At 43.3% G+C, this 21889-nt stretch carries 20 protein-coding genes; 5 read left to right on the top strand and 15 right to left on the bottom strand.

Going from position 1 to position 21889, the window contains the following annotated elements; all coding sequences use genetic code 11:
* The 3 genes from L0P89_RS16770 to L0P89_RS16760 are packed head-to-tail and all read right to left on the bottom strand — an operon-like array spanning window position 1 to window position 3092.
* Window positions 1-1236 carry a DUF1015 domain-containing protein gene (locus L0P89_RS16770; RefSeq protein ID WP_235266279.1) on the bottom strand — a complete coding sequence of 412 codons (1236 nt, stop codon included), beginning with the start codon at window positions 1234-1236 and terminating at the stop codon, window positions 1-3.
* Window positions 1237-2124 (bottom strand): 3-hydroxyacyl-CoA dehydrogenase family protein, encoded by an 888-nt coding sequence (locus L0P89_RS16765; protein ID WP_235266278.1) that lies wholly within the window; start codon window positions 2122-2124, stop codon window positions 1237-1239.
* Complete coding sequence (locus tag L0P89_RS16760; protein WP_235266276.1) at window positions 2124-3092, bottom strand: Gfo/Idh/MocA family protein; 969 nt, start codon at window positions 3090-3092, stop codon at window positions 2124-2126. The genes L0P89_RS16765 and L0P89_RS16760 overlap by 1 nt, the downstream gene beginning before the upstream one ends.
* Window positions 3093-3196: 104 nt before the next feature.
* Here L0P89_RS16760 and L0P89_RS16755 point away from each other — a divergent pair, with 104 nt between their 5' ends.
* Window positions 3197-3838: a protein-L-isoaspartate(D-aspartate) O-methyltransferase gene (locus L0P89_RS16755; RefSeq protein WP_235266275.1), complete on the top strand. Its 642-nt coding sequence runs from the start codon at window positions 3197-3199 to the stop codon at window positions 3836-3838.
* Window positions 3839-3840: 2 nt separating this feature from the next.
* On the opposite strand, the gene smpB is transcribed toward L0P89_RS16755, so the two are convergent.
* Window positions 3841-4302: an SsrA-binding protein SmpB gene (gene smpB / locus L0P89_RS16750; protein ID WP_235266273.1), complete on the bottom strand. Its 462-nt coding sequence runs from the start codon at window positions 4300-4302 to the stop codon at window positions 3841-3843.
* 69 nt (window positions 4303-4371) lie between these two features.
* Here smpB and L0P89_RS16745 point away from each other — a divergent pair, with 69 nt between their 5' ends.
* Window positions 4372-5115, top strand: a complete 744-nt coding sequence (locus L0P89_RS16745) for a DUF6503 family protein (protein ID WP_235266271.1) — start codon at window positions 4372-4374, stop codon at window positions 5113-5115.
* Here L0P89_RS16745 and L0P89_RS16740 read toward each other — a convergent pair.
* Window positions 5112-5663 (bottom strand): SixA phosphatase family protein, encoded by a 552-nt coding sequence (locus L0P89_RS16740; RefSeq protein ID WP_235266270.1) that lies wholly within the window; start codon window positions 5661-5663, stop codon window positions 5112-5114. The genes L0P89_RS16745 and L0P89_RS16740 overlap by 4 nt on opposite strands.
* Window positions 5664-5718: 55 nt before the next feature.
* Between L0P89_RS16740 and L0P89_RS16735 the strand changes: the two genes are divergently transcribed.
* On the top strand, window positions 5719-7479 hold the full coding sequence (locus L0P89_RS16735; protein WP_235266269.1) for a PorP/SprF family type IX secretion system membrane protein: 1761 nt from the start codon (window positions 5719-5721) through the stop codon (window positions 7477-7479).
* A 4-nt stretch (window positions 7480-7483) separates the two neighbouring features.
* On the opposite strand, the gene L0P89_RS16730 is transcribed toward L0P89_RS16735, so the two are convergent.
* The 6 genes from L0P89_RS16730 to clpB form a co-directional block, all read right to left on the bottom strand.
* Window positions 7484-8080, bottom strand: a complete 597-nt coding sequence (locus tag L0P89_RS16730) for a TetR/AcrR family transcriptional regulator (RefSeq protein WP_235266268.1) — start codon at window positions 8078-8080, stop codon at window positions 7484-7486.
* A gap of 89 nt (window positions 8081-8169) precedes the next feature.
* Window positions 8170-9234 (bottom strand): dipeptidase, encoded by a 1065-nt coding sequence (locus tag L0P89_RS16725; RefSeq protein ID WP_235266261.1) that lies wholly within the window; start codon window positions 9232-9234, stop codon window positions 8170-8172.
* Window positions 9235-9237: 3 nt separating this feature from the next.
* Window positions 9238-10350, bottom strand: coding sequence for a D-TA family PLP-dependent enzyme (locus L0P89_RS16720; protein WP_235266260.1), 1113 nt, complete (start codon window positions 10348-10350; stop codon window positions 9238-9240).
* 1 nt (window position 10351) lies between these two features.
* Complete coding sequence (locus L0P89_RS16715) at window positions 10352-10819, bottom strand: RidA family protein (protein WP_235266259.1); 468 nt, start codon at window positions 10817-10819, stop codon at window positions 10352-10354.
* Between the two features lie 7 nt (window positions 10820-10826).
* Window positions 10827-12140 carry a gluconate:H+ symporter gene (locus L0P89_RS16710; protein WP_235266258.1) on the bottom strand — a complete coding sequence of 438 codons (1314 nt, stop codon included), beginning with the start codon at window positions 12138-12140 and terminating at the stop codon, window positions 10827-10829.
* A 172-nt stretch (window positions 12141-12312) separates the two neighbouring features.
* Window positions 12313-14913 carry an ATP-dependent chaperone ClpB gene (gene clpB / locus L0P89_RS16705; protein WP_235266257.1) on the bottom strand — a complete coding sequence of 867 codons (2601 nt, stop codon included), beginning with the start codon at window positions 14911-14913 and terminating at the stop codon, window positions 12313-12315.
* A 144-nt stretch (window positions 14914-15057) separates the two neighbouring features.
* Between clpB and ytxJ the strand changes: the two genes are divergently transcribed.
* Window positions 15058-15450: a bacillithiol system redox-active protein YtxJ gene (gene ytxJ, locus L0P89_RS16700; RefSeq protein WP_235266256.1), complete on the top strand. Its 393-nt coding sequence runs from the start codon at window positions 15058-15060 to the stop codon at window positions 15448-15450.
* Window positions 15451-15481: 31 nt separating this feature from the next.
* On the opposite strand, the gene L0P89_RS16695 is transcribed toward ytxJ, so the two are convergent.
* On the bottom strand, window positions 15482-16666 hold the full coding sequence (locus L0P89_RS16695) for a hypothetical protein (protein ID WP_235266255.1): 1185 nt from the start codon (window positions 16664-16666) through the stop codon (window positions 15482-15484).
* 241 nt (window positions 16667-16907) lie between these two features.
* Here L0P89_RS16695 and glyA point away from each other — a divergent pair, with 241 nt between their 5' ends.
* Window positions 16908-18182 (top strand): serine hydroxymethyltransferase, encoded by a 1275-nt coding sequence (gene glyA / locus L0P89_RS16690; RefSeq protein WP_235266254.1) that lies wholly within the window; start codon window positions 16908-16910, stop codon window positions 18180-18182.
* On the opposite strand, the gene L0P89_RS16685 is transcribed toward glyA, so the two are convergent.
* The 3 genes from L0P89_RS16685 to L0P89_RS16675 all read right to left on the bottom strand — a co-directional run bounded on the left by L0P89_RS16685 (window position 18179) and on the right by L0P89_RS16675 (window position 21825).
* Complete coding sequence (locus L0P89_RS16685) at window positions 18179-18832, bottom strand: hypothetical protein (protein ID WP_235266253.1); 654 nt, start codon at window positions 18830-18832, stop codon at window positions 18179-18181. The two genes, glyA and L0P89_RS16685, sit on opposite strands and share 4 nt — an antisense overlap.
* Before the next feature lie 193 nt (window positions 18833-19025).
* The gene (locus L0P89_RS16680; RefSeq protein ID WP_235266252.1) at window positions 19026-19694 is read right to left on the bottom strand and encodes a histidine kinase; all 669 of its coding nucleotides are present in this window, start codon (window positions 19692-19694) and stop codon (window positions 19026-19028) included.
* A gap of 13 nt (window positions 19695-19707) precedes the next feature.
* Window positions 19708-21825, bottom strand: a complete 2118-nt coding sequence (locus L0P89_RS16675) for an ATP-binding protein (protein WP_235266251.1) — start codon at window positions 21823-21825, stop codon at window positions 19708-19710.
* Between the last annotated feature and the right edge of the window lie 64 nt (window positions 21826-21889).

Below are 21889 nucleotides of genomic sequence, written 5' to 3'. Positions count from 1 at the left end.
TCAAAGCTCATAAATCGTCAACCCACTTCGTAATTTGGGTTCAATATACGTGCTTTTGGGGGGCATCACCAAACCTGCATCGGCAATATCCTTTATCTCTTGAAAGGTTATGGGCAAAAGGCTGAACCCTACCGCAAAATCACCCCTGTCGATGCTATCTTTCATTTTGATGAGGTTGTACTTGCCATATCCGTAGGCGATACGTTTGTCATTTCGCAAGTCTTGAATGCCTAAAATGGGCTCTAGTATGGTCTTGTACAGAATTTGGGTATCTAACCTATTGAGGGCATCGGTGAACTGATATAGCCTCTTTCTTAAGTACAAAGAGTAAAACACCCCCTCTAGGTACATACTGAAATGATGTTTCTTGGAAGGCCGGTAAAGATTGTCTTTATGTTCTTCGATTCTAAAATGTTCATCAAGCTGTATCAAAAACTCCTTTTTCGAAAGTCCGTTCAAATCTTTCACCATACGGTTGAACTCATAAATCTTGATCTCCGACTCGGGAATCAGGTAGCTCATAAAAAAATTATAGGCTTCTTTGCCGGTATGTGCCTCATTTTTAGCCTTTTTTCTCTTGGCGAAAAGAGCAGATGAGGCAATTCTGTGATGGCCGTCAGCGATGTACAGACTATCCATTTCAGAAAAAATTCCCTGTAAGGTCTCGATGGTGTTCCGGTCATCGATTTTCCAAAGGCGATGGCTGATCTTATCTGTAGTGGTGAAGTCGTATTCTGGTAATTGCTGCATCTCTTTTTTTAAGATGGAAGAGATGGTCTCATTGTCAGGATAGGTCATCAGCACTGGTTCAGCATTGAAACCAACGGTTTCGAGGTAATCTGCAAAGAGCTTTTCCCGTTTAAGGATGGTATCTTCATGCTTTTTGATAATACCTTTTTGATAATCGACCACGCTGGTGGCACAGAAAAGGCCCAGACTTTTGAAATTTTCCTTACCGATCTGGTAGAGGTAGAAACAGGTCGATTCATCTTTTATGAAAATATTGTTCTCCAAAAACTCAAGATATCGGTTGCGCACCAATTTGAACCGTTCAGATCCCCTTATCGATTTATTGAATTTGTATCCCGGATTGATGATATGCAAAAACGAAAAGGGATTATACCTCATTACCGATCGTAGTTCATCGGCGCTATATTCTTCGTATGAGCGAGAGGCCACAAAGGGAGCTTTGTCCCGCACAGGTCGTATGGCCTTGAAAGGTCTAACGATGGCCATCTAGCTGAATTGGGGTGCTACTTTTTCTGCCTTTCGCGATTCAGAATAATCGTAAAAGCCTTCTCCTGATTTTATGCCCAATTTGTCGGCCATGACCATATTGACCAAAAGGGGGCAAGGGGCATATTTCGAATTTTTGAACCCCTCGAACATCACATTCAAAATCGAGAGACAAACATCGAGTCCGATGAAATCTGCCAATTGCAAAGGTCCCATAGGGTGGGCCATGCCCAACTTCATCACTGTATCGATCTCTTTGACACCTGCTACGCCGTTGTACAATGTCTCGATCGCTTCGTTGATCATGGGCATCAAGATTCGATTGGCCACAAAACCAGGGTAGTCATTCACCTCAGTGGGCGTTTTCCCCAGTTCTTTTGAAAGTTCCATAATCGTTTTGGTCACTTCATCTGAGGTGCTGTAGCCCCTGATGATCTCGACCAATTTCATGATGGGCACCGGATTCATAAAATGCATTCCAATGACTTTTTCGGGCCTTTTCGTAGCTGCGGCGATCTGTGTGATAGAGATGGAAGAGGTATTGGTGGCCAAAATAGTGGACGCAGCACAGATTGCATCCAGTTCCCTGAAAATGCCAAGTTTTATCTCAATGTTCTCTGTCGCGGCTTCGATGACCAAATCTACATTCTTGACCCCATCATTCAGCACCGTATGGGTTGATATGTTCTGGATTGTCAGCTTTTTGGTTTCCTCAGAAATGGCTTCCTTGGCCAACATCCGGTCTAAGTTTTTATTGATGGTGGCCAGACCTTTTTCTAGGGAATCTTCAGAAATATCGATAAGGTTTACCTGATGGCCGTTTTGGGCGAATACATGGGCAATGCCGTTGCCCATGGTGCCTGCCCCGATGACTGCAATGTTTTTCATTATTCTCTGTTGAATGAGTTGATTACCTGTAACGCCACACGAAGTGCATTGGCGCCTTGCTCTAAAGTCACGATGGGTTCCGTATTGTCTTGTATGGCCACCGCGAAGGTTTCGAGCTCTTGCATAATGGCATTATTGGGCCGTATATCAGGATTCTCAAAATATATCTGTTTTTTCTCGCCTTCGGCATTTTGCAGGATCATGTCAAAATCACCTGGGTTTTCAGGGGCATCCTTCATTTTGACGACCTCTACTTTCTTCTCCAAAAAGTCTACGGAAATGTAGGCATCTCGTTGAAAGAACCTAGACTTGCGCATGTTCTTCAACGAAATGCGGCTAGCGGTAAGATTGGCCACGCAGCCATTTTCAAAGGCAATACGGGCGTTGGCTATATCGGGCGAGTCACTGATCACCGATACCCCACTGGCATTGATTTCTTTTACATCGGCATTGACCACGCTCAAAATGGCATCGATGTCATGTATCATCAAATCGAGTACCACGGGCACATCGGTGCCCCTGGGGTTGAACTCTGCCAAACGGTGCGTCTCGATGAACATAGGATCTGCAATCTCATCTTTTACGGCCAAAAAGGCCGGATTGAACCTTTCGACATGCCCGACCTGGGCCTTAATGCCCTTTTTATTTTTGAGTTTGATGAGCTCTTCGGCTTCTTCAAGCGTATTGGTCACCGGTTTTTCAATGAAGATGTGCTTGCCTTTTTCAATGGCTTTTTTCGCACAGTCATAATGCGAAAGGGTCGGGGTGACGATATCTACCATATCAACGGCATCGATGAGAGCATTGATGTTGTCAAAATGTTTGTACCCAAATTCATCGGCCACTTTTTTGGCATTGATCTCGTCAGGGTCGTAAAAACCTACCAATTCATAGTGCTGCGACTCGTTGAGCAAACGAAGATGTATTTTTCCTAAATGGCCCGCGCCGAGCACACCTGCTTTCAGCATAATATCCATTTTCGTCAAAAATACATATCTATACACTTAAATCGAAACCATGGGTGTCAAAGTTCTAACAGAACTTTTTAAATTCGCTTGACCAAACCAACAAAGTGAGAGACACACATAAGCATAAGGGCATGCGCAACCAGTTGGCCGAAGTGGTGGCCAGCAAGGGCATTAAAGATCAAAAAGTCTTGGAGGCCATCAAAACCGTGCCCCGACACCTTTTTTTAGATAGTGGTTTTGAAGACCATGCCTATCAAGATAAGGCATTCCCGATCGGTGCTGACCAAACTATTTCGCAACCCTATACCGTAGCCTATCAAACAGAGCTTCTGCAGGTAAGGCCAGGGAACAAAATTCTTGAAATTGGCACGGGTAGCGGTTACCAGACAGCCGTTTTATTGAAACTAAACGCGAAAGTGTACACCATTGAACGCCAACAAGAACTATTTAAAAAGACGAAGCTCTTTTTCGAGAAAATGGGCTACAGGCCTAAAAAACTGGTTTTTGGCGATGGGTATAAAGGTTTGCCCGAAGATGCTCCTTTTGATGGAATAATAGTAACGGCAGGTGCACCCAAGGTGCCAAAGACATTGCTATCACAGTTGAAAGTAGGGGGTAGGTTGGTCATACCCGTTGGTGTGGAAGAACAGACCATGGTGCTCTTTGAACGCAAATCTGAAAAAAAGTTCGAGAAAAAAGAATTGGGCGCCTTTCGTTTTGTTCCACTTCTTGAAGATAAAAACTAAAATCAACCGTTGTAGTTCTTCTTGATACGCGACAGGTTTCGTTTGTTTTCCCTTTCCTTGATGGTCTCACGCTTGTCATAAAGCTTTTTACCGCGTGCAAGCCCAATATTCACTTTGGCCAACCCTCTATCATTTATGAAAAGATTCAAGGGTATGATGGTAAGGCCAGAAGTCGTTACTTCTTTTTGTAATTTCTTGAGCTCCCCTTTGTTGAGCAAGAGTTTTCTCTCGGCTTTGGGCCGGTGGTTGTAATGGGTGCCATGGCTATACTCATCGATCTGCATATTGATGACGAACAATTCGCCCTTATCATTGAATTCACAGAAACTTTGAGACAAAGAGGCCTTGCCCAGACGAATCGATTTGATCTCTGTGCCCGATAATACGATACCCGCTGTATATTTGTCAAGGATTTCGTAGTCGAAACGCGCCCTTTTGTTCTTTATATTGATGTTTTTCTGCATGGGGCACAAAAATAAACAGATTTGTAATGTTTTGGGGTTTTTTACGAACTCCCTGTATAAAACAATCAAATGAAATATCTTGCCATTGCAACACTTTTGTTTTTTGTTTCTTGCCATGATGCCACAAAAGAAAGGCTGAACGCACAGCAAATCATCGATAAATCAATAGAAGCATCAGGAGGAAAATTGTTCGATTCCCATGACGTTTTTTTTGTTTTTAGGGACAAGGCTTACGTATCTGGCCAAAACGAGGGCAAAAAAGTGCTTAAGCGAATTTTTGAAACGGACTCTGTAACGATCACCGATGTGTTGGCTAAAGGAAAGTTACAGCGATTTTTCAACGATAGTTTGATTCAACTGCCCGATAGCGTGGCGAACCGCTATGCCAATTCTGTAAACTCAGTGCATTATTTCGTGAGGCTTCCGTATGGTTTGAATGATAAGGCGGTCAATAAGAAACTGTTGGGCGAGTCCACCTTAAAAGAAAAAGACTATTACAAAGTACAGATTACCTTTGATAGGGAAAATGGGGGCGATGATTTTGAAGATATCTATATCTACTGGTTTGACAAAGAAACCTTTAAGCCCGACTATTTAGCCTACGAGTTTCATGTCAATGGCGGGGGCATCAGATTTCGGGAAGCCTTCAACGAACGTTATGTAAACGGTATTCGATTTGTCGATTACAATAATTACAAGCCCAAAGAGAAAACTGCAGATATCTATAAAATCGACAGCCTGTTTTTGTCAGGGGCGCTTGAACTGCTTTCGAAAATTGAACTTAAAGATGTCAAGGCCACTAAAATTGATTAGTGCATATTCAATAAGATATCAGTGGCCTCGCCATCGATGATTCTCACGATATACATACTACTGTTATCGGCGTCATCCATCTGATTGTACTTTTCGATGCCCAATAACCGGTTGACCAACATCGGCGTGGTATTGCTGTGGCCCACGATCAATACATTCAACCCTTGGTTTTGTAATTTGAACTCCTCGATATCCAAGGTACTGGGGTCATGGTATTGAATATTGATATCTTTCTTTACCGAAGTAGGTGCAGCGGTCATTGAGGTTCTCTCATAGTTGGTCGAATAAATGGCATCAAGCATTATAGGGTTAAAGACTTCGGCCCATTTTAGGGCCCTGGTCAATCCATCTTGGTTGAGTTCAGGATCTGGGTTATTTGGGTCTTCCCTATCTTTTTCAGCATGCCTTATCAAATAGAAAGTGGTGATGACGGGTTCTGTATTGAGGTTTCTCTTGTCAGCGGAATCCTTGCACGAAAAAAATAGAAGAAATGAGAAAGAAAAAATAAAAACCTTAAATAAATTTTTTAGTTTTATGGTACTTGTCATGTCCGTTTTCCTACTTTAAGATTTAGTTAAAAATAGTATTAATTTTCACATTCTTATGCGAAATGTCTTCGGATTTTGCGTGTTACTCTGTATATCAGCAACAATCGTGGCCCAAGAGGTCTCATTGCCCGAAGATTTGCGACAGCACAATTTGACCAGGTTCAACGCCAGTTTGTTCAATCCGACTTTTTCATTGGATTGGAACAATCCGAATGCTCTTTCTACTTGGACACGCTGGCAATGGCAGACCATAGATGGCAACCCCACGACACTTTTTTTTGATTATTCAGGGGCGATTACACCCGAATCTACTTTTGGCATTGGATTTTTACAGCATAATACAGGTATTTTTTTGAATACCGGTGGTATTGGCAATTATGCCCATTCGTTTGATGTGGGCAATGGTACCAGACTTACCGTAGGGGCCAATGTATTGGCTTTTCAACAAGAATTGGCCGATGATCGTTTTTTGTCAGATGATGAGCTCGACCTGCCCCAATTGGAAACCTCTGATAGTTTTGTTTTGCAAATGACACCGGGCGTGCGTCTGCAATCAGGAGATTTTGCCATTGCCATGGCTTTAGAAAATGCCTTGGAAGTTAATTTGAGCAACAATGATAGGGAGAGTACAGGTACTATTTTTTCAGGATTGTTGAGCTATGATTTGCCAGTTCAGCTTTTCGCTGCTGCGGGCGAATCGTATGTAAGACCTATGCTCTATCTTCGGTCGGTGCCCGATGCCGATACCCAGATCGGCATCAATGCCCTGTTGGCGACTTCCATTTTTTGGGCACAGGGCGGTTATAACAGCTTTTATGGTCTGTCTGGTGGGGCAGGGGTGACCCTTTTCAAAAAGTTTTCTATCGGCGGTTTGTTCGAGTTCGCCACTGATTCTGCATTGAGCGACGAGAATTCCACTTTTGAATTAGTGGCATCTTATCATTTTGGTAATGCCAATTCTAGAAGAGAAGTGGTAGAAGTTGAAGAGGAAGACTTGGTGGCAGACGAGACAAAACCACAGAAAGATGAACAGCAAGAGGTTCTTGACACTGGTGCTGAGGATGAAAAACTGAGACAACGGGAAGCCGAGTTGGCCAGAGCGCAACAAATTCAAGATTCGATTGCTAGGGCAGAGTACAATAGAAAGGTTCAAGATTCGATTGCCATTGTCGAACGGGCCAAAAAGATCAATGACTCCATCGTACGGGCAGAAGAGGCCGCCAAGAGGTTGAGGATAGCACAAGACTCCATTGCGAAGGCCAATTTGGTGGCCGCACAATTGAAAAGGGAGCAAGATTCGATTGCCATGGTCGAACGGGCCAAAAAGATCAGTGATTCCATCGTACGGGTAGAAGAGGCTGCCAAGAGGTTGAGGATGGAACAAGACTCCATTGCAAAAGCCGATTTAGCAGCAGCACAATTGAAAAGAGCGCAAGATTCAATCGCTACCGCCCAAAGGCTAGAACGGCAATTATTGGCTGACCAACGCAAAAAAGACAGTATTGCTAAAATCAGTGAAGAAAAGGTTGAAATAAAACCAGGTGAAAAATATGAGGAAGTACTGACTGCAGACGGACTTCAACCGGGGTTCTATCTTATTGCCAATGTGTTCGGAACCAAAAAGTACTTTGAAAACTTCATGAAGACCTTGAATGAAAAGGGACTTGAGCCCAAATCATTCTACAGGGAGCTAAACGGCTATAATTACGTCTATCTGAAACGTTTCAATACCATCGAAGAAGCCAGAAAAGCCAGAGATAGCAAGTATTATGGCAAATACCCGGATAAAACTTGGATTTTCAGGGTGAAACGCTAAAAAACTACTTTTTGATTTCTTGCATCACCAACTGCTCAAGATAGGCACAGGTATTCATCAGATATTTTCGGTCTCGGGTCATGGTAGACATGGCAACAGCACCTTGAAGCATGGTATAGAGCTGTTTGGCAAATTGTAAGGGTGTCACGGGAAGATGCAGTTCTCTGCTGTTGACACCATTCTCAAGCACCAATGCAATCTTACCCTCTATTTCTTTTATGGTTTCTACCACCGCGGCAATCAGAAGCTTGTTGTTGTGTTGTGCATCGACCCCAACATTTAAGATCGGACACCCTCCCATGGGCAGTGCGAAAACATCATATTGCCGATAAAAGCTGATCAGGGAAAATACTTTTTTCATGGATGAACCCTCAACTGACAATTTCTCATCAATGGTCTCCAGTAGTTGATTTCGGTTATATTCAAAAGCAGAGAGGGCCAAAGCCTCTTTGTTTTCAAAGTTTCCATAAATGGCGCCCTTGGTCAAGCCAGTGGCTTCGGTCAAATCGCTCATACTGGTACCCACATATCCAAATTTGTTGAAAATGGGGGCGACAGTCTCAATGATATAGGCGGTGGTACGTTCGGCTTTGGTTGACATGTAGTGTGTAGTTGGCGCTTGGTAATTTTAGACTAATATATAAAAATATATATACTGTTTGGTATGCATTTATGGAATGCTTCTTTCTGTTAACTCCAAACATTCTGTATGAAGCGAATGAAATTTCGGTGCATGATATTCTCGATGTCGGTTTGTGAATACCCCCTTTTTCCCAATAAATTGGGTACTTTCTGTAAATCGGCTATAGTATCAAGGTCTGCAGGGCATTGTTCTTTGCCAAAGGCACCATCCAAATCAGTGCCAATGCCAACATGCAACGAATTACCGGCAAGCTGACAGATATGATCCATATGGCCAACCATCGTTTCAAGGGTTACTCCTGTTTGTTCGGGAGTGGATTTGCCCCTAATCCAACCGGGTACCATCATCCACGCATCTAAGGGAATACCGACTACCGCTTCACGTTGAACCAGTTCTTTCAACTGTTCATCTGAAAATTGTCGATTGTGATCTACCAGCTTTCTACAATTGCTGTGACTGGCCCAAAGCGGACCGTTGTATAGGTCTATGGTTTCCCAAAAACTGGTATCGCACAAATGGGTCACATCAAGAATGAGGTTTAATTCTCCAATTTTTTTGAGCAGCTCACGGCCTTTTGCACCAATACCACCGTCAGAATCGGTACCGTGCGCATAAACTCCCGGACCATAGTGGGCAGGACCTATGGCCCTAAGTCCTGATTCGTATGACTTTTCCAAATATTCCATGCTTATGATGGAATCTGCTCCCTCAAGGCTCAAGATGTAGCCGATGGGTTTGTTGGGAGCATCATTTTTCCAGATTTCGAGATGGGTGTGCAGTTCTTGAACATTGGTAATTTGCACCATTTCACCTGCATCTTCCATGGCCTTGTACCATGCGAGTTGGCCTTGGGTCTGCGCCCATGCCTGCTGCTGAGAATTCCAACCGGGCAACGGATTTCCTTCTGGTGAGTACCGTGCGATCTGTGTGGCCACGCACAAGCCGATATTGCCATTACGCATAGCCTGCAACGAAACCGTGTTCTTGGCTCTATCGGGTTTGTCGGTCAGGCCTTTTTCAACCTCCCTGATTTCTTCAACAGATAACCGAAGATCGCGGTTCCACTCTATGGCATTCATGGCAAGATCTAGGTGGGCATCGAATATGAACATGGATCAAATAGAGATTTTGTTGCCTCTAGCGGCTACTTTCCAACGAGCTGCAATTTTATGGTTCTTTGCCATATACACCTCATCGTATTTGGCCACTGTCGGACAAATGTGATAGGGAATCGCATAAAACAAGTCACCTATCTTGTATTTTTTTGGATTTTCACAAGCGATGACCAAATGTTCTTCGCTATGCTTGATTTGCTGACATGCATCATCAAGGTTTTGAAATTTTACCCTTGGGAAGGGCATTTCAGGTGCCACTGACTTATGCCCGAGATCGAGACAAATAAGACCAGAAGCTGGTTTGCTGATGATTCGGGTCGTCAAAACCGCTGCACAAAGAAAGTCAGATTCAGGTAAGATATCGCTATAGCCCTGATCCCAAAGCAATACGGTGCCCGGCGATTTTTGTACACCTTCCCTTAGGCAATGTACTGGAAAGGTGGGAGAACCACCGGCCACAATATTCCCGACCTCCATTCCTAAGTTTTCAATGTTTTCTTTCAGCACTTCAACCTGTTCGAAAGCCTCATTGCACCGCTTTTTACGTTCCTCGAAATGTACATTCCTGATATGGCCGTCATAGACATGAAACCCCTTTGCCTTAAGATGCCCTGAACCGTATAGGGCCCGATAACAGGCAATGGCCGAATCATCGGGTAAGATTCCGGTACGGTTCATGCCGTTGTTTATATCGAGCCAAACATCCAAAACCACATTTTCTTTCATCGCAGATCTCTCGAGAGCACCAAGGGTATCGATATTGTCGACAAGGGTTGAAAAGGTCGTATTTTGAAAGGTATCGATCAATTTGAAAAGCCGTGGAATGGAAGCCCCGACAGGCTGCATGGCCAAAAGCACGTCTTTTGCTCCACATGAGGCCAACAGTTCTGCCTCGGCGATCGTTGCGCATTTGAACTTGTCAATACCCATGCGTAGCTGCATCTCAATAACTTCGGCCATTTTGTAGGTCTTGACATGTGGTCTTAGTGATTCATGGCCACCGGCCATTCGTATCATGGTCTCGATATTTCTTTGGATACGGTCAGGATGCACTACCAAAGAAGGGGTAATGAAGTGCTCATCACTTGTTATTTCATACCACTTTTGTCGCATGCTACCCATGTAATTCAAACATGGCCTCGATCTCAACGGGAATGTTATCGGGTAGCATCATGCCCACGGCACTGCGTACCCCCACACCATTTTCTTCACCAAATACCTCGACCATCAATTCACTGAAACCATTGATGACATAGGGGTGTTGCCCAAAGTCGGGAGTACAGTTTACCATGCCCAATACCTTGACGACCCTTTTGATCTTATCGAGATTTCCAAAATGGGTCATGATAGTCGATAGCATGGTAAGGCCCACCTGTCTGGCCGCTATTTTGGCTTGATCCTTATCGAGATCGTCACCAGCTCGGCCTTTCATCAAAGAGCCGTCAAAATTGACCGTGCCTTGGCCCGATACATACAGATGGTTGTCGACGACCAAAATGGGTTTATAAACGCCCAACGGCTTTGGTGCCGGGGGAAATTGCAAGCCCAATTCCTTAATTCGTTCTGAAGGAGATTTTTTCATGGTGTAATCAAATTATCATGTTCAATGTCAAGACCCCCAATAGCCCCATAATACCCACTAGGGTTTCCATGACGGTCCATGTTGAGAGTGTTTCCTTTACCGTAAGATTGAAATATTCTTTGAACATCCAAAAGCCCGTATCGTTCACATGCGAGAGCATCAGACTACCGGACCCAATGGCCAAGACCATTAATTCTGTGCTTACCCCGGTTCCAGAAGCCAAGGGCAGTACGATGCCCGCGGCCGTCAACCCGGCAACGGTTGCCGAACCTACACTGACACGTATTGCCGTGGCAATGAGCCATGCCAAGATCAATGGGGAGATACTTGAACCTTCGAGGGTCGAGGCAATATATTCGCTTACCTTGCTGTCGACCAACACTTCTTTCAACGCCCCTGCACCTGCGATGATCAATAAAATCATGGTGATGCTTGCCACAGAGGCCGAAAGTGATTTCATGACCGTTTTCATTTTCTTTCCCCGTGCAATGCCCAGGGTATAGACCGCGACCAAAACTGATAGCAATAATGCGATGACCGGGTTTCCTATAAAAATAAGCACCTCTTTCAAGAGCCCATCGGCAAGAAGTTGTTCTGCCGCTATGGCCAATGCTATTAAAATGATGGGCAAAAGGGCACTCAAAATACTGTTGGTCGTTGAAGGCAATTCTTCTTCTGGAATCAATACCGGATTGTAAAATTCTTTCAATGGCTTCGCTTCGATATTTTTGATGGTTCTGGCAAATAACGGACCCGCTACCAAAATGGCCGGAATGGCGATAACGATCCCATATAACAACGTTTTGCCAATATCGGCGTTGAACATGGCAGCGATGGCGGTCGGGGCAGGGTGGGGCGGAAGATAGCCATGTGTCACAGACAATGAGGTCAACATCGGTAGACCCACATAAATCAATGGAAGCCCCGTTGACATGGCAATGGTGAAGACCAAAGGGATCAAAATGACAAAACCCACAGAATAAAACATGGGGATACCCACGATAAAACCCGTGACGACCATGGCCCATTGCACGTTTCTGATTCCAAATTTATCGACCAGTTTGGTGGTAATGCGCTGGGCTGCCCCGCTATCGGCGACCAATTTGCCCAGCATGGCCCCCAAACCGAGAATCAACACCAAAAAGCCCAAGGTATTGCCGATACCATTTTGAATTGATTTGACGAGCAGTTGTAAATCCATTCCCTGAAAGATTCCGACAAAGAGGCAGACAATGATGAAGGCGAGAAAGGCATTGAGTTTTACCCGGGCAATCAACAAAAAAAGTAGCAGGATGCCCAAAAGGGCAATTACGATCGGCATGGTCTAGGTTATGAGAGCTGCTAAAATAAAGATTCAAATGGAAAAATCTGCCCTCGGACCTTATTTGTAGTTGTGGCAATTATTTTTACCGTTGATATTTTGGGGATCGGAAACAAAAAAATCCTTTTCCGAAAAAAACCGGAAAAGGATTTTAAAAGCCTTGAAAGCTTAATTATTCCACTAGCTCACTTTGATTTCTAAAGACCAGTTCGTTATCAAAAGAGTCGATCAACACGATACTATCGGTCTTCACTTTGCCTGCCAGCATTTCTTTAGACAGTTTATTGAGTACTTCTTTTTGTATCAATCTTTTGATGGGCCGTGCACCGTATTGGGGGTCAAAGCCCTTTTCTGACAAGTACTCAATGGCTTCATTGGTTGCATCGATGGTGATGTTCTGTGCCTCAAGCAACTTTTTTAGCAGATCTAATTGTAGTTCGACAATCTTCTTGATGTCAGCCCTGTTCAACGGTGTGAACATGATGATGTCATCGATTCGGTTCAAGAATTCAGGGCGTATGGTTTTTCGCAATAATCCCAAAACCTCAATTCTTGCCGCTTCAGTGGCGCTGTGCAGATCATCATTGTTCTCGAACTTCTCTTGAATGATATGGCTGCCCATATTGCTGGTCATGATAATGATACAGTTCTTGAAATCTGCCACACAGCCTTTATTATCGGTCAACCTGCCCTCGTCAAGCACTTGCAATAAAATATTGAATGTGTCAGGATGTGCCTTTTCGATCTCATCCAATAAGATGACGGAATAGGGTCTTCTTCGCACCGCTTCGGTCAATTGACCACCTTCGTCATAACCGACATATCCGGGAGGGGCTCCGACCAATCGACTTACCGCATGTCTTTCTTGGTACTCGCTCATATCGATTCGCGTCAAAGCGTTCTCATCATCGAACAGATATTCAGCAAGAGTTTTGGCAAGTTCGGTCTTGCCCACACCTGTGGTGCCCAAGAACATAAATGACCCTATGGGCTTCTTGGCATCTTGCAGGCCTGTTCGGCTACGTCTGATGGCATCAGAAACCGCTTCTATGGCCTCATCTTGGCCCACTACACGTTTGTGCAATACCTTTTCGAGGCTCAATAGCTTTTCACGCTCGCTCTGTAACATTTTGGTCACGGGTATGCCTGTCCATTTTGCAACCACCTCTGCGATGTCTTCATTGGTCACTTCTTCTTTGATAAGGGTACCTGAATTTTGTTGTTCTTGAAGTTCTTGTTGTAGTTTTTCCAACCGCTCTTGGGCTTCCTTGATCTTACCGTAGCGAAGCTCGGCGACTTTGCCGTAATCACCGTTTCGTTCGGCACGCTCGGCCTCTAGCTTGAAGTTTTCGATGCTTTGCTTCGTTTTTTGAATACTGTCAACCACTGATTTCTCACTTTCCCATTGGGCAAAGATTTCATTTCTCTCTTCTTTTAGGTTGGCCAATTCAAGGTTCAGCGACTTGAGTTTATCTTCATCTTTTTCCCTTTTAATGGCCTCGATCTCGATTTCCAACTGCATGATCTTACGGTCAAGGGCATCTAGTTCTTCAGGTTTTGAGTTTATTTCCATCCGAAGTTTAGAAGCGGCCTCGTCCATCAAGTCAATGGCTTTGTCCGGCAAAAATCTATCGGTGATATAGCGTTGTGACAATTCAACGGCTGCTATCACGGCCTCATCTTTGATGCGTACTTTGTGGTGGGTCTCATATTTTTCTTTGATACCCCTCAAAATGGATATGGCACTTTCAGTATCGGGCTCATTGACCATTACTTTTTGAAAGCGACGCTCCAAAGCTTTATCCTTTTCAAAATATTTTTGGTATTCATCCAAAGTGGTGGCCCCAATGGCGCGCAGCTCACCTCTCGCTAGGGCAGGTTTCAAAATGTTAGCGGCATCCATGGCGCCTTGACCACCGCCTGCACCCACTAGCGTGTGGATCTCGTCAATAAAGAGTACAATGTCGCCATCAGAAGTGGTGACCTCTTTGATAACGGCCTTCAAGCGCTCTTCGAACTCACCCTTGTATTTTGCTCCTGCGATCAGTGCGCCCATATCCAAAGAATAGATGGTCTTTTCTTTTAGGTTTTCGGGTACATCGCCCTGTACGATTCGATGGGCCAAACCTTCGGCAATGGCCGTTTTACCAACCCCCGGCTCACCGACCAACATAGGGTTGTTCTTGGTTCTTCGAGAAAGTATCTGAAGCACGCGCCTTATTTCTTCATCGCGCCCAATGACGGGATCTAACTTGCCACTATCGGCCTCTTGGTTCAGATTGCGGGCATACTTGTTCAGGGCATTGTAGGTATCCTCGGCACTTTGAGAGGTGACTTTGCCACCTTTGCGAAGTTCTTCGATTGCCGTCTTCAGGTCTTTTTCATTGACCCCTTGGTCTTTCAAGATTTGGGCAATCTTGCTCTTTGATTTAAAAATGGCCAAGATCATATGCTCGATGGATACATATTCATCGCCCATCTTATTGGCAATGATGCTGGCTTCGTTCAAGCTCTTTCCGGCTTCACGCGAAAGCATGATGTCTGCTCCCGAGACCTTCGAAAAACGTTGCAGTTCTTTGTCTAAGATCTGTGCGACAAGTGCATTGTTGACATTCAGTTTTTTTAGCAAAAAGGGAAGCACATTCTCGTCGACCTCACCGATGGCCTTGAACAAGTGCTCATTTTCAATTTGCTGATGGCCGTATGCCTGTGCCAATTGCTGGGCCTGCTGTACAGCCTCTTGAGATTTTATGGTGAAATTATTAAAGTTCATTTTCTACAGTTTTACCTATGGAGGTCAACAACCTTACCAGAGGGCAAGACCAGTCAAATTGTCGCGAAAACCCTAAAAAACAAAGACATTTCGTCAGTTTGTAAGCTTTTTCAATAAGCACGACTGAAATTCTAAATTTGCAGTATGGGATTATTGGGAAACCTTTTTGGAAGCAAGAACAGCTCAGGGAAAAAAGTTGATGATCTACCTTGGATCGTTCTTTCTTCCATTGAACAGATAGAAGAAATAAAAGACAAATCAAAAGAAAGGCCACAGCTCATATTCAAGCACTCCACCACCTGCGGCATCAGCAGAATGGTCTTGAATATGTTTGAGCAGGGTTATCCACTCAATGGAGAGCAAGCCGACCTCTATTTTTTGGATTTGCACGCTCACAGAGATGTTTCAAATAAGGTTTCGGAAATGTTCGGTGTGTTGCATCAATCCCCTCAGCTATTGGTGGTCAAAAATGGCACGGTCACTTTTCACACCTCGCATGGCGCCATAGCCGATACTGATCTGAACAGTGTGGTATAAAAAACCCCGGTCGACCGACCAGGGTTATGATTTAGTTAAAGCTATTCCGCCTTATTACATCTTTAAGTCTTAATTTGAGGTCTTCACCGGCATCATAGACCATTTGTTCGTTGGTCGGAAAGGGTACTGCGCCCAAATTTAACAACCTTACCAAGTCATTGTCAAGTGCGCGTCTATCACCATCAAAATTCGCGTAAATGTGCTCAAAGATAAATTCACTTGACAAGGGGTACGAATTAATGACCTGCCCGTTGTGCAAGTCTGTAAAACTGACCTTTGCACCTATTTGTGCACTCTTAAATTGGGTGAATTGGTAAAAATCACATCGAACCGTTACCATTCGGTCAATTTTGATTTTATTGCCCAGACTGTCTTTCACTATATTGCCCTCTTGGTCATAAAGGTATTCATAACCATCTTTGACCTGCCTTTCTTTGGTGATTTGCCTTTCATTTACCTGTTCGGGCGAGATGTTGATCTCTTTGAAGTCAACGTTCATCGCATAGTCATAGGCCACCGACTTCAGAGGTCTGGCGTGGTATTGGGTCCAAAAGTTGTTAAGCCCGTAAGCATTGAAATCCAATAGTTCTTCTTCCAGACGTCTAGGAATGACCTGTTCGGTATCATTGTTGATTTCCACTTTGACGAAATCCAGTCCCTTTTGATATGCTTCCTCCATTTTTGGGGCCGTGTCTCCATACCCTGGATTTATCTCTTCCAAATAGGCCAGTTCATTATAGGCCTGCCTGAAATCAGCTTTACTATTGGCACTTTCAAGCAATTGTCCGGCATTGGCATAAAGATATTCTGATAGTGCATTCTTACTGGCAATAATATCGTTGTTGTAGTTTCTAAAGGAAAAAACAGCATCTCGGTTTTCATCATATATGGGCAAAGGCAATAGCGGTTCAATTCTTTCTTGCCAATTCTTCAATTGTACATAACCTTTGTAAATAGCCTCATAGTTGGCAGGGTTTCCATCTTTTTTCAAGAAGGTAATTCTCTCTAGCTCTCTTTTTGAATATTTCTGAAATGCAGATTCTAGCAACAAGACATAGTCTTGGTGCCCTTTTTTGGTTTTGTTTTCAGAAAGTTCGGTAATAGCCTTTGACATGGCTGTGGCATAATTGCCACTGTTCAGGGCCTCTTGGGTCTTCTTCACACCGCCACAGGCAACAAGCATGACCAATACGATTAAGAGTAATAGTTTTTTCATGGCTTTTTGATTTTATGGTTTGGTAGACAGCATTCAACCGCCGTGCCAAAATCTTACTTAGTGATAACGAAAATCGTCAAGTGGTAGTATATTTTGGATGAAATACCTGATTTTATTGGGATTGGACTGTTTTGTGGATTGTTCATTTTTATTGGATAACTCTTTCTTTAAAAAGGAAATTATTCGGGTAGGAAAATGGGATTTAGTTGTATTTTTAGCACCTAAAAATCTTCAAGGCAAAATGCAAAGAGACCACCAGATTTTTGACCTGATCGAAAAAGAAAGAGAAAGACAGACCAATGGAATTGAATTGATCGCGTCAGAAAATTTTACCAGTCCGCAAGTGATGGAGGCGGCAGGTTCGGTACTGACCAACAAATATGCCGAGGGCTATCCCGGTAAGCGATATTATGGCGGCTGCGAGGTGGTCGATGAAGTCGAACAATTGGCCATTGACAGGGCAAAAGAACTATTCGGGGCGGTATATGCCAATGTTCAGCCCCATTCGGGCTCGCAGGCCAATGCCTCTGTCTATCATGCATGCCTGAAGCCCGGCGACACCATCTTGGGTTTTGATTTGGCCCATGGCGGGCATTTGACCCATGGATCTCCCGTAAATTTCTCAGGAAAGCTGTACAATCCTGTTTTCTATGGAGTAGATGAAGAAACGGGCATGCTCGATTATGATAAGATCCAAGAAGTGGCCGACAAAGAAAAGCCCAAGCTCATTATTGCCGGGGCCTCTGCTTATTCACGTGATATGGACTTCAAGCGGTTTCGCGAGATAGCAGATGGGGTCAATGCCCTATTGCTTGCTGATATTTCTCACCCTGCCGGGCTTATTGCCAAAGGCATTATGAACGATCCCATTCCGCATTGCCATATCGTGACCACTACCACGCACAAGACATTGCGTGGCCCAAGGGGCGGATTGATCTTGATGGGCGAGAACTTTGAAAATCCGTTTGGCATTCGCCTGAAAAACGGTAATCTCAGAAAAATGTCAGGATTGTTGGATCTGGCCGTATTTCCAGGAAATCAAGGCGGACCTCTTGAGCATATCATAGCCGCCAAGGCAGTGGCCTTTGGAGAGGCACTGACCGATGATTTTTTGCACTATATCATACAGGTGAAGAAAAATGCCGCGGCCATGGCCAAGGCCTTTGTCGATAAAGATTATAAAGTGATTTCTGGTGGCACCGATAACCACATGATGCTCATCGACTTGCGCAACAAGGGAATAACGGGAAAAGATGCCGAAGCGGCACTCGAAAATGCCGATATCACGGCCAACAAGAATATGGTGCCCTTTGATGATCGCTCACCATTCATCACTTCGGGTATCCGTTTGGGTACTGCCGCCATTACCACGAGGGGGTTGGTAGAAAGTGATATGGAAATTATCGTTGATTATATCGACGAGGTAATTATCCATCATGATGATGAAAAGACAATAGCCTCAGTAAGTGAAAAGGTCAATGCGATGATGCATGATAGGCCGTTGTTCAAGCCTTAGCCCAGTAGCAAGAAATCACCAAAAGTAATCTCTTTGTTCTTCAAATCATAAATTGACGCATCGCTGTTCTCATTTGAGTCAAAGTAGAGTGCCCAATAGTCAAAGTACCCAATATCTTTTTTGAATGGGTCAAAGCTATCGGTTGGGTTTGGCGGTACCAAGGTAAATTCGGTGAATATGGGAATAAAAATCTCATAGGGCATTTCAGAAAGGCTTTTGGTGAAATAGACGAAATTTTCACTTATGGCCGACATGATGTTGCCAAATTCTTTGGTAATGCTATCTTCATGTATTTTTGAAATGACGATCGAAACGTCTTTTAAATGTAGTGACAACTCTGCTATATCTACCTTGAACGGATTTTGTTCTTGCAACTCACTTACCAAGTTCCCTAGTCCTGTCTTATGTTCAGGTACATTGCACTGTTCTTGGTCAAAATTGCCCCAATCTCCATTGTTGAAATGATAAAGACAGTGTGCAAGGGTATAATTGGCATAAAAATTCAGCACCATCTTCGGCACTCCATTTTTGTCAAGAATCTGCTGAACGAAAACATCTGAAAAGAAATGCCTTTCCAGTTTTTTTCTGAAGCACTCTAGACCGGTTATTTGTTTGTCATGAAATTTATTCCGCAATAATCTTCCCCCCATGTGCTTCTATTTTGGCTGATTCAAAAACAATGTACCTCACTGGCACATTCTAAATTAGAATAATCATAATTCTATAGACGCGGTAAAAACCTTAAAAATTCTGGGGTTTTTGTGACTTTGTAAAAAACGGATTGTTAAAAAAAAGTTAAAATCGATAAAAGTAAAGCTGCTACTTCTTTTTCGTGAAGAGAATTTAGATAAATCCTCGCTTTTTGGCTTCTAAGATAAGAGCAAGGTCGTTTTTGTTTTCAGTGCCGAAAAGTGACTTTAGGTGTCTCTTTCTATTCTCTATGGAAGAGGATGATAATTGGACATGGTTCTCAAGATCTTTGGTTTTGGTGCCAATAGAGAGGTGGTATAATATTTTCTTGTCCTTTTCATCTAAAATGATGTCGTTCGACATTTTTTTGCGAATGGCCGACAATACCTTTGCAGAGTAGTAAGGGGTACCATCAATAATGGTCTTTATGGCATCTTCAAGTGTTTTAGGGTCAATATCGGTCTTTACAAGATAGCCATCAGGGTCGACAGACTTTAATATACTGTTGATCCTATAGTTGTCACTGAACGATGACATAAAGACAATCTTTGACTCGGGCACTAGTTTACGGGCCAAAACACCTAGGTCTTCACCGTTATGGGGCTGGTCTTCATCGGGTGGAAACAGTTGAACATCCAAAAATATAATATCATACTTGAATGAATTCACCGATTCTTCGATTCTGGCCTTTCCAGTATCAAAGGTGTTTGCCGTATCGACTATGATGTTGGTATCATCAAAGACCAAGCGCTCTAAGATGAACTTATAACCAAGCATGGTCATTTCATGGTCGTCTATCGCTAATATTCGTAGTGTTTTCAATACTAATCACATTTTATGTTTGTTGCGCGAAGGTCGATCCCAATAGTTCACCGGTGGGCATATCGGTATTGTATATTTTGTCAAAGGTTACGGTGACCGATGTGCCTTTGCCTATTTTGCTATTAATGCTCAACACGCCATTTATTTTTTCAACACGGGAAATCACATTTTTTAAACCGATGCCCCTCTTGCCCTTATTGATGTCAAACCCTTTGCCATCATCATTGATCGTCACTTTCAATTGGTTGTCGTCAAGTGCTTCAAAATTGACCAAGACATTATCGCATTTCGCGTGCTTTACACAGTTCTGCAACGATTCTTGTACAATTCGGTACATATTGATCTTGAGATTTCCAGAAAGCTTGTCCCAATCCATTTCATCATCATAGGTAAAAGAGCAATTAATTTTTGCAGATTCACCTATTGACTTGACCAAATCATCAATGGCCAATATAAAGTTATGAATTTTTTGGTAGGAAGCGGCATTGAGTTCATGCGAAATGGTTCTGATCTCTTCTTCAAGTTCTCGCAATTTTTCTATAAGCTCGGCCCTTTGGTTGACCGATGCCTCATCTTCACGCTCGTTCAAGCCAGTAAGAATAAGCCGTATACCCAGCATTTGACCCAATATGCCATCATGTAATTCTTCTGATATTCGTTTTTGTTCTAACTGTTTACCTTCTTGAAACTTGCCTTGTTGGGCCAGCATGAGGTTGTAGATTTCTTGGTTGTTTTCTTGTTGCTTTTGTTGAAACTTCAGTTTTTGATTTTTTGCCCTTTGGTTGATTATCACATAAACGGCAATGGCCAGTAACAATAGCCCCACGGCCACGCTGACCCAGATTCTTTTTTGCCTTGACAGTGCCTCATTCTGTTCGATGACCTCATCGGTCTCCATCTGTATTCGGGCAAACTTATCGCGAATGCTCCGCTCTTGGGCCTGCAATTCTTCGTTCAGGTTGAAATAGGCTGTGGCATGGGCGGCACTGTTTTTTCCATCGATTTTGGTCAATAGCTCAAAAGTGCTCAACAAACGGTCATTATTGTTGGTCTCTTGGGCAATTGTTTTAGAGGCCAATGCTTCTTGTATGGCCTTGGCGGTATCTCTTTCATGGGCCAGTACCTCGGCCATGAACTCATGGTTACGGGCTTTGGTATAAATGTCTCCCAAACTATCTAAAATTTTATGTGATTGGCGAAGCAACTGTTTGATACTGTCGGTATTCTTATCACCATTTTTGAACTTGGCATAGGCAAGACTGCTTAGGGCCCTAGCATATGACCTTGGTTCTTTGGCCTGAAAACTATCAATAGCGATCAGCTCATCATAGAGCGTTTTTGCCCTCTCATAATCTTTCTTTTGCAGGTAGGTGAAAGCAACATTGTTTTTGTGGAAAATAAATTTGCCAAACCAATTTGTGGCATTTTCTTTTAAATAATCTTTTGCAGTAAGATGATACTCTAGTGATTTATCAAAACTGTTTAGTCTTATTTGAATATTCCCCAAGAGATTATAGGCATCAAATAGTCTATTTTCAATTTCGTTTTCTTTAAAAAAGGAGATGGCTTTTACAATATCTTTTTCGGCTCCTATATAATCTTTGTTGTTATTCTTCACTTGGGCCATGGCATATAGCATCCAGCCAGGATAGTATTCTGCTGATTCCTCTAGGTCCGCTTCCAAAAAAAGCTGGTATGCTTCTTTATAGTGGTAATAGGCACTGTCGGGTTTGATTAACTTATACATTGCTCCTAAATCCCAATGGGCCTCACCCAACGATTGGTAGTCTTCAATCTTACGGGCCAAGACCATCAGGTCGGCATTTATTTTTTTGAACCGCAAGGTATCACCAAGACTTTTAAATGCCAGGGATATTTTTGAATAGGCCCTCGTCTTTACACTGTCAGAATAGTTTGCCTCTGCATATTCGAATGCTTTGTCGAGCAATCCCTTTTTTTGATTTGACAATAGCGCATCATTATTTCGTGCCTCCGTTATCCATAGGGCCACGCTATCTTTTGATACGTTATGATTTTTTGGATCGTAATCCTTTTTTTGTTCACATCCCCAGATGAAAAGAATTAGGGCGGCACTAAAGAAAAGGTTGGTTTTTGTAGTAATTTCCCTCATTCGTCTGGCTAACACTACCTACAAGATAAAAAAAAGCCCCAATACTGAAACCAGCATGGGGCTT

The sequence above is a fragment of the Muricauda sp. SCSIO 65647 genome, from assembly GCF_021534965.1.
Taxonomy (GTDB): Bacteria; Bacteroidota; Bacteroidia; order Flavobacteriales; family Flavobacteriaceae; genus Flagellimonas_A.
The sequence above is the reverse complement of the archived record's forward strand: the minus strand, read 5'-3'. Positions and strand labels throughout refer to the sequence as shown.

What these genes read in the sequence shown, in the direction of transcription:
- L0P89_RS16730 (WP_235266268.1), bottom strand. Translation starts at nt 8,080, where the DNA reads ATGTCAACCAAAGCCGAACGTACCACCGCCTATATCATTGAGACTGTC.
- glyA (WP_235266254.1), top strand. Translation starts at nt 16,908, where the DNA reads ATGCAAAGAGACCACCAGATTTTTGACCTGATCGAAAAAGAAAGAGAA.
- L0P89_RS16715 (WP_235266259.1), bottom strand. Translation starts at nt 10,819, where the DNA reads ATGAAAAAATCTCCTTCAGAACGAATTAAGGAATTGGGCTTGCAATTT.
- L0P89_RS16695 (WP_235266255.1), bottom strand. Translation starts at nt 16,666, where the DNA reads ATGAAAAAACTATTACTCTTAATCGTATTGGTCATGCTTGTTGCCTGT.
- L0P89_RS16770 (WP_235266279.1), bottom strand. Translation starts at nt 1,236, where the DNA reads ATGGCCATCGTTAGACCTTTCAAGGCCATACGACCTGTGCGGGACAAA.
- L0P89_RS16675 (WP_235266251.1), bottom strand. Translation starts at nt 21,825, where the DNA reads ATGAGGGAAATTACTACAAAAACCAACCTTTTCTTTAGTGCCGCCCTA.
- L0P89_RS16760 (WP_235266276.1), bottom strand. Translation starts at nt 3,092, where the DNA reads ATGCTGAAAGCAGGTGTGCTCGGCGCGGGCCATTTAGGAAAAATACAT.
- L0P89_RS16735 (WP_235266269.1), top strand. Translation starts at nt 5,719, where the DNA reads ATGCGAAATGTCTTCGGATTTTGCGTGTTACTCTGTATATCAGCAACA.
- L0P89_RS16710 (WP_235266258.1), bottom strand. Translation starts at nt 12,140, where the DNA reads ATGCCGATCGTAATTGCCCTTTTGGGCATCCTGCTACTTTTTTTGTTG.
- ytxJ (WP_235266256.1), top strand. Translation starts at nt 15,058, where the DNA reads ATGGGATTATTGGGAAACCTTTTTGGAAGCAAGAACAGCTCAGGGAAA.
- L0P89_RS16725 (WP_235266261.1), bottom strand. Translation starts at nt 9,234, where the DNA reads ATGTTCATATTCGATGCCCACCTAGATCTTGCCATGAATGCCATAGAG.
- L0P89_RS16740 (WP_235266270.1), bottom strand. Translation starts at nt 5,663, where the DNA reads ATGACAAGTACCATAAAACTAAAAAATTTATTTAAGGTTTTTATTTTT.
- L0P89_RS16720 (WP_235266260.1), bottom strand. Translation starts at nt 10,350, where the DNA reads ATGCGACAAAAGTGGTATGAAATAACAAGTGATGAGCACTTCATTACC.
- clpB (WP_235266257.1), bottom strand. Translation starts at nt 14,913, where the DNA reads ATGAACTTTAATAATTTCACCATAAAATCTCAAGAGGCTGTACAGCAG.
- L0P89_RS16745 (WP_235266271.1), top strand. Translation starts at nt 4,372, where the DNA reads ATGAAATATCTTGCCATTGCAACACTTTTGTTTTTTGTTTCTTGCCAT.
- L0P89_RS16685 (WP_235266253.1), bottom strand. Translation starts at nt 18,832, where the DNA reads ATGGGGGGAAGATTATTGCGGAATAAATTTCATGACAAACAAATAACC.
- smpB (WP_235266273.1), bottom strand. Translation starts at nt 4,302, where the DNA reads ATGCAGAAAAACATCAATATAAAGAACAAAAGGGCGCGTTTCGACTAC.
- L0P89_RS16765 (WP_235266278.1), bottom strand. Translation starts at nt 2,124, where the DNA reads ATGAAAAACATTGCAGTCATCGGGGCAGGCACCATGGGCAACGGCATT.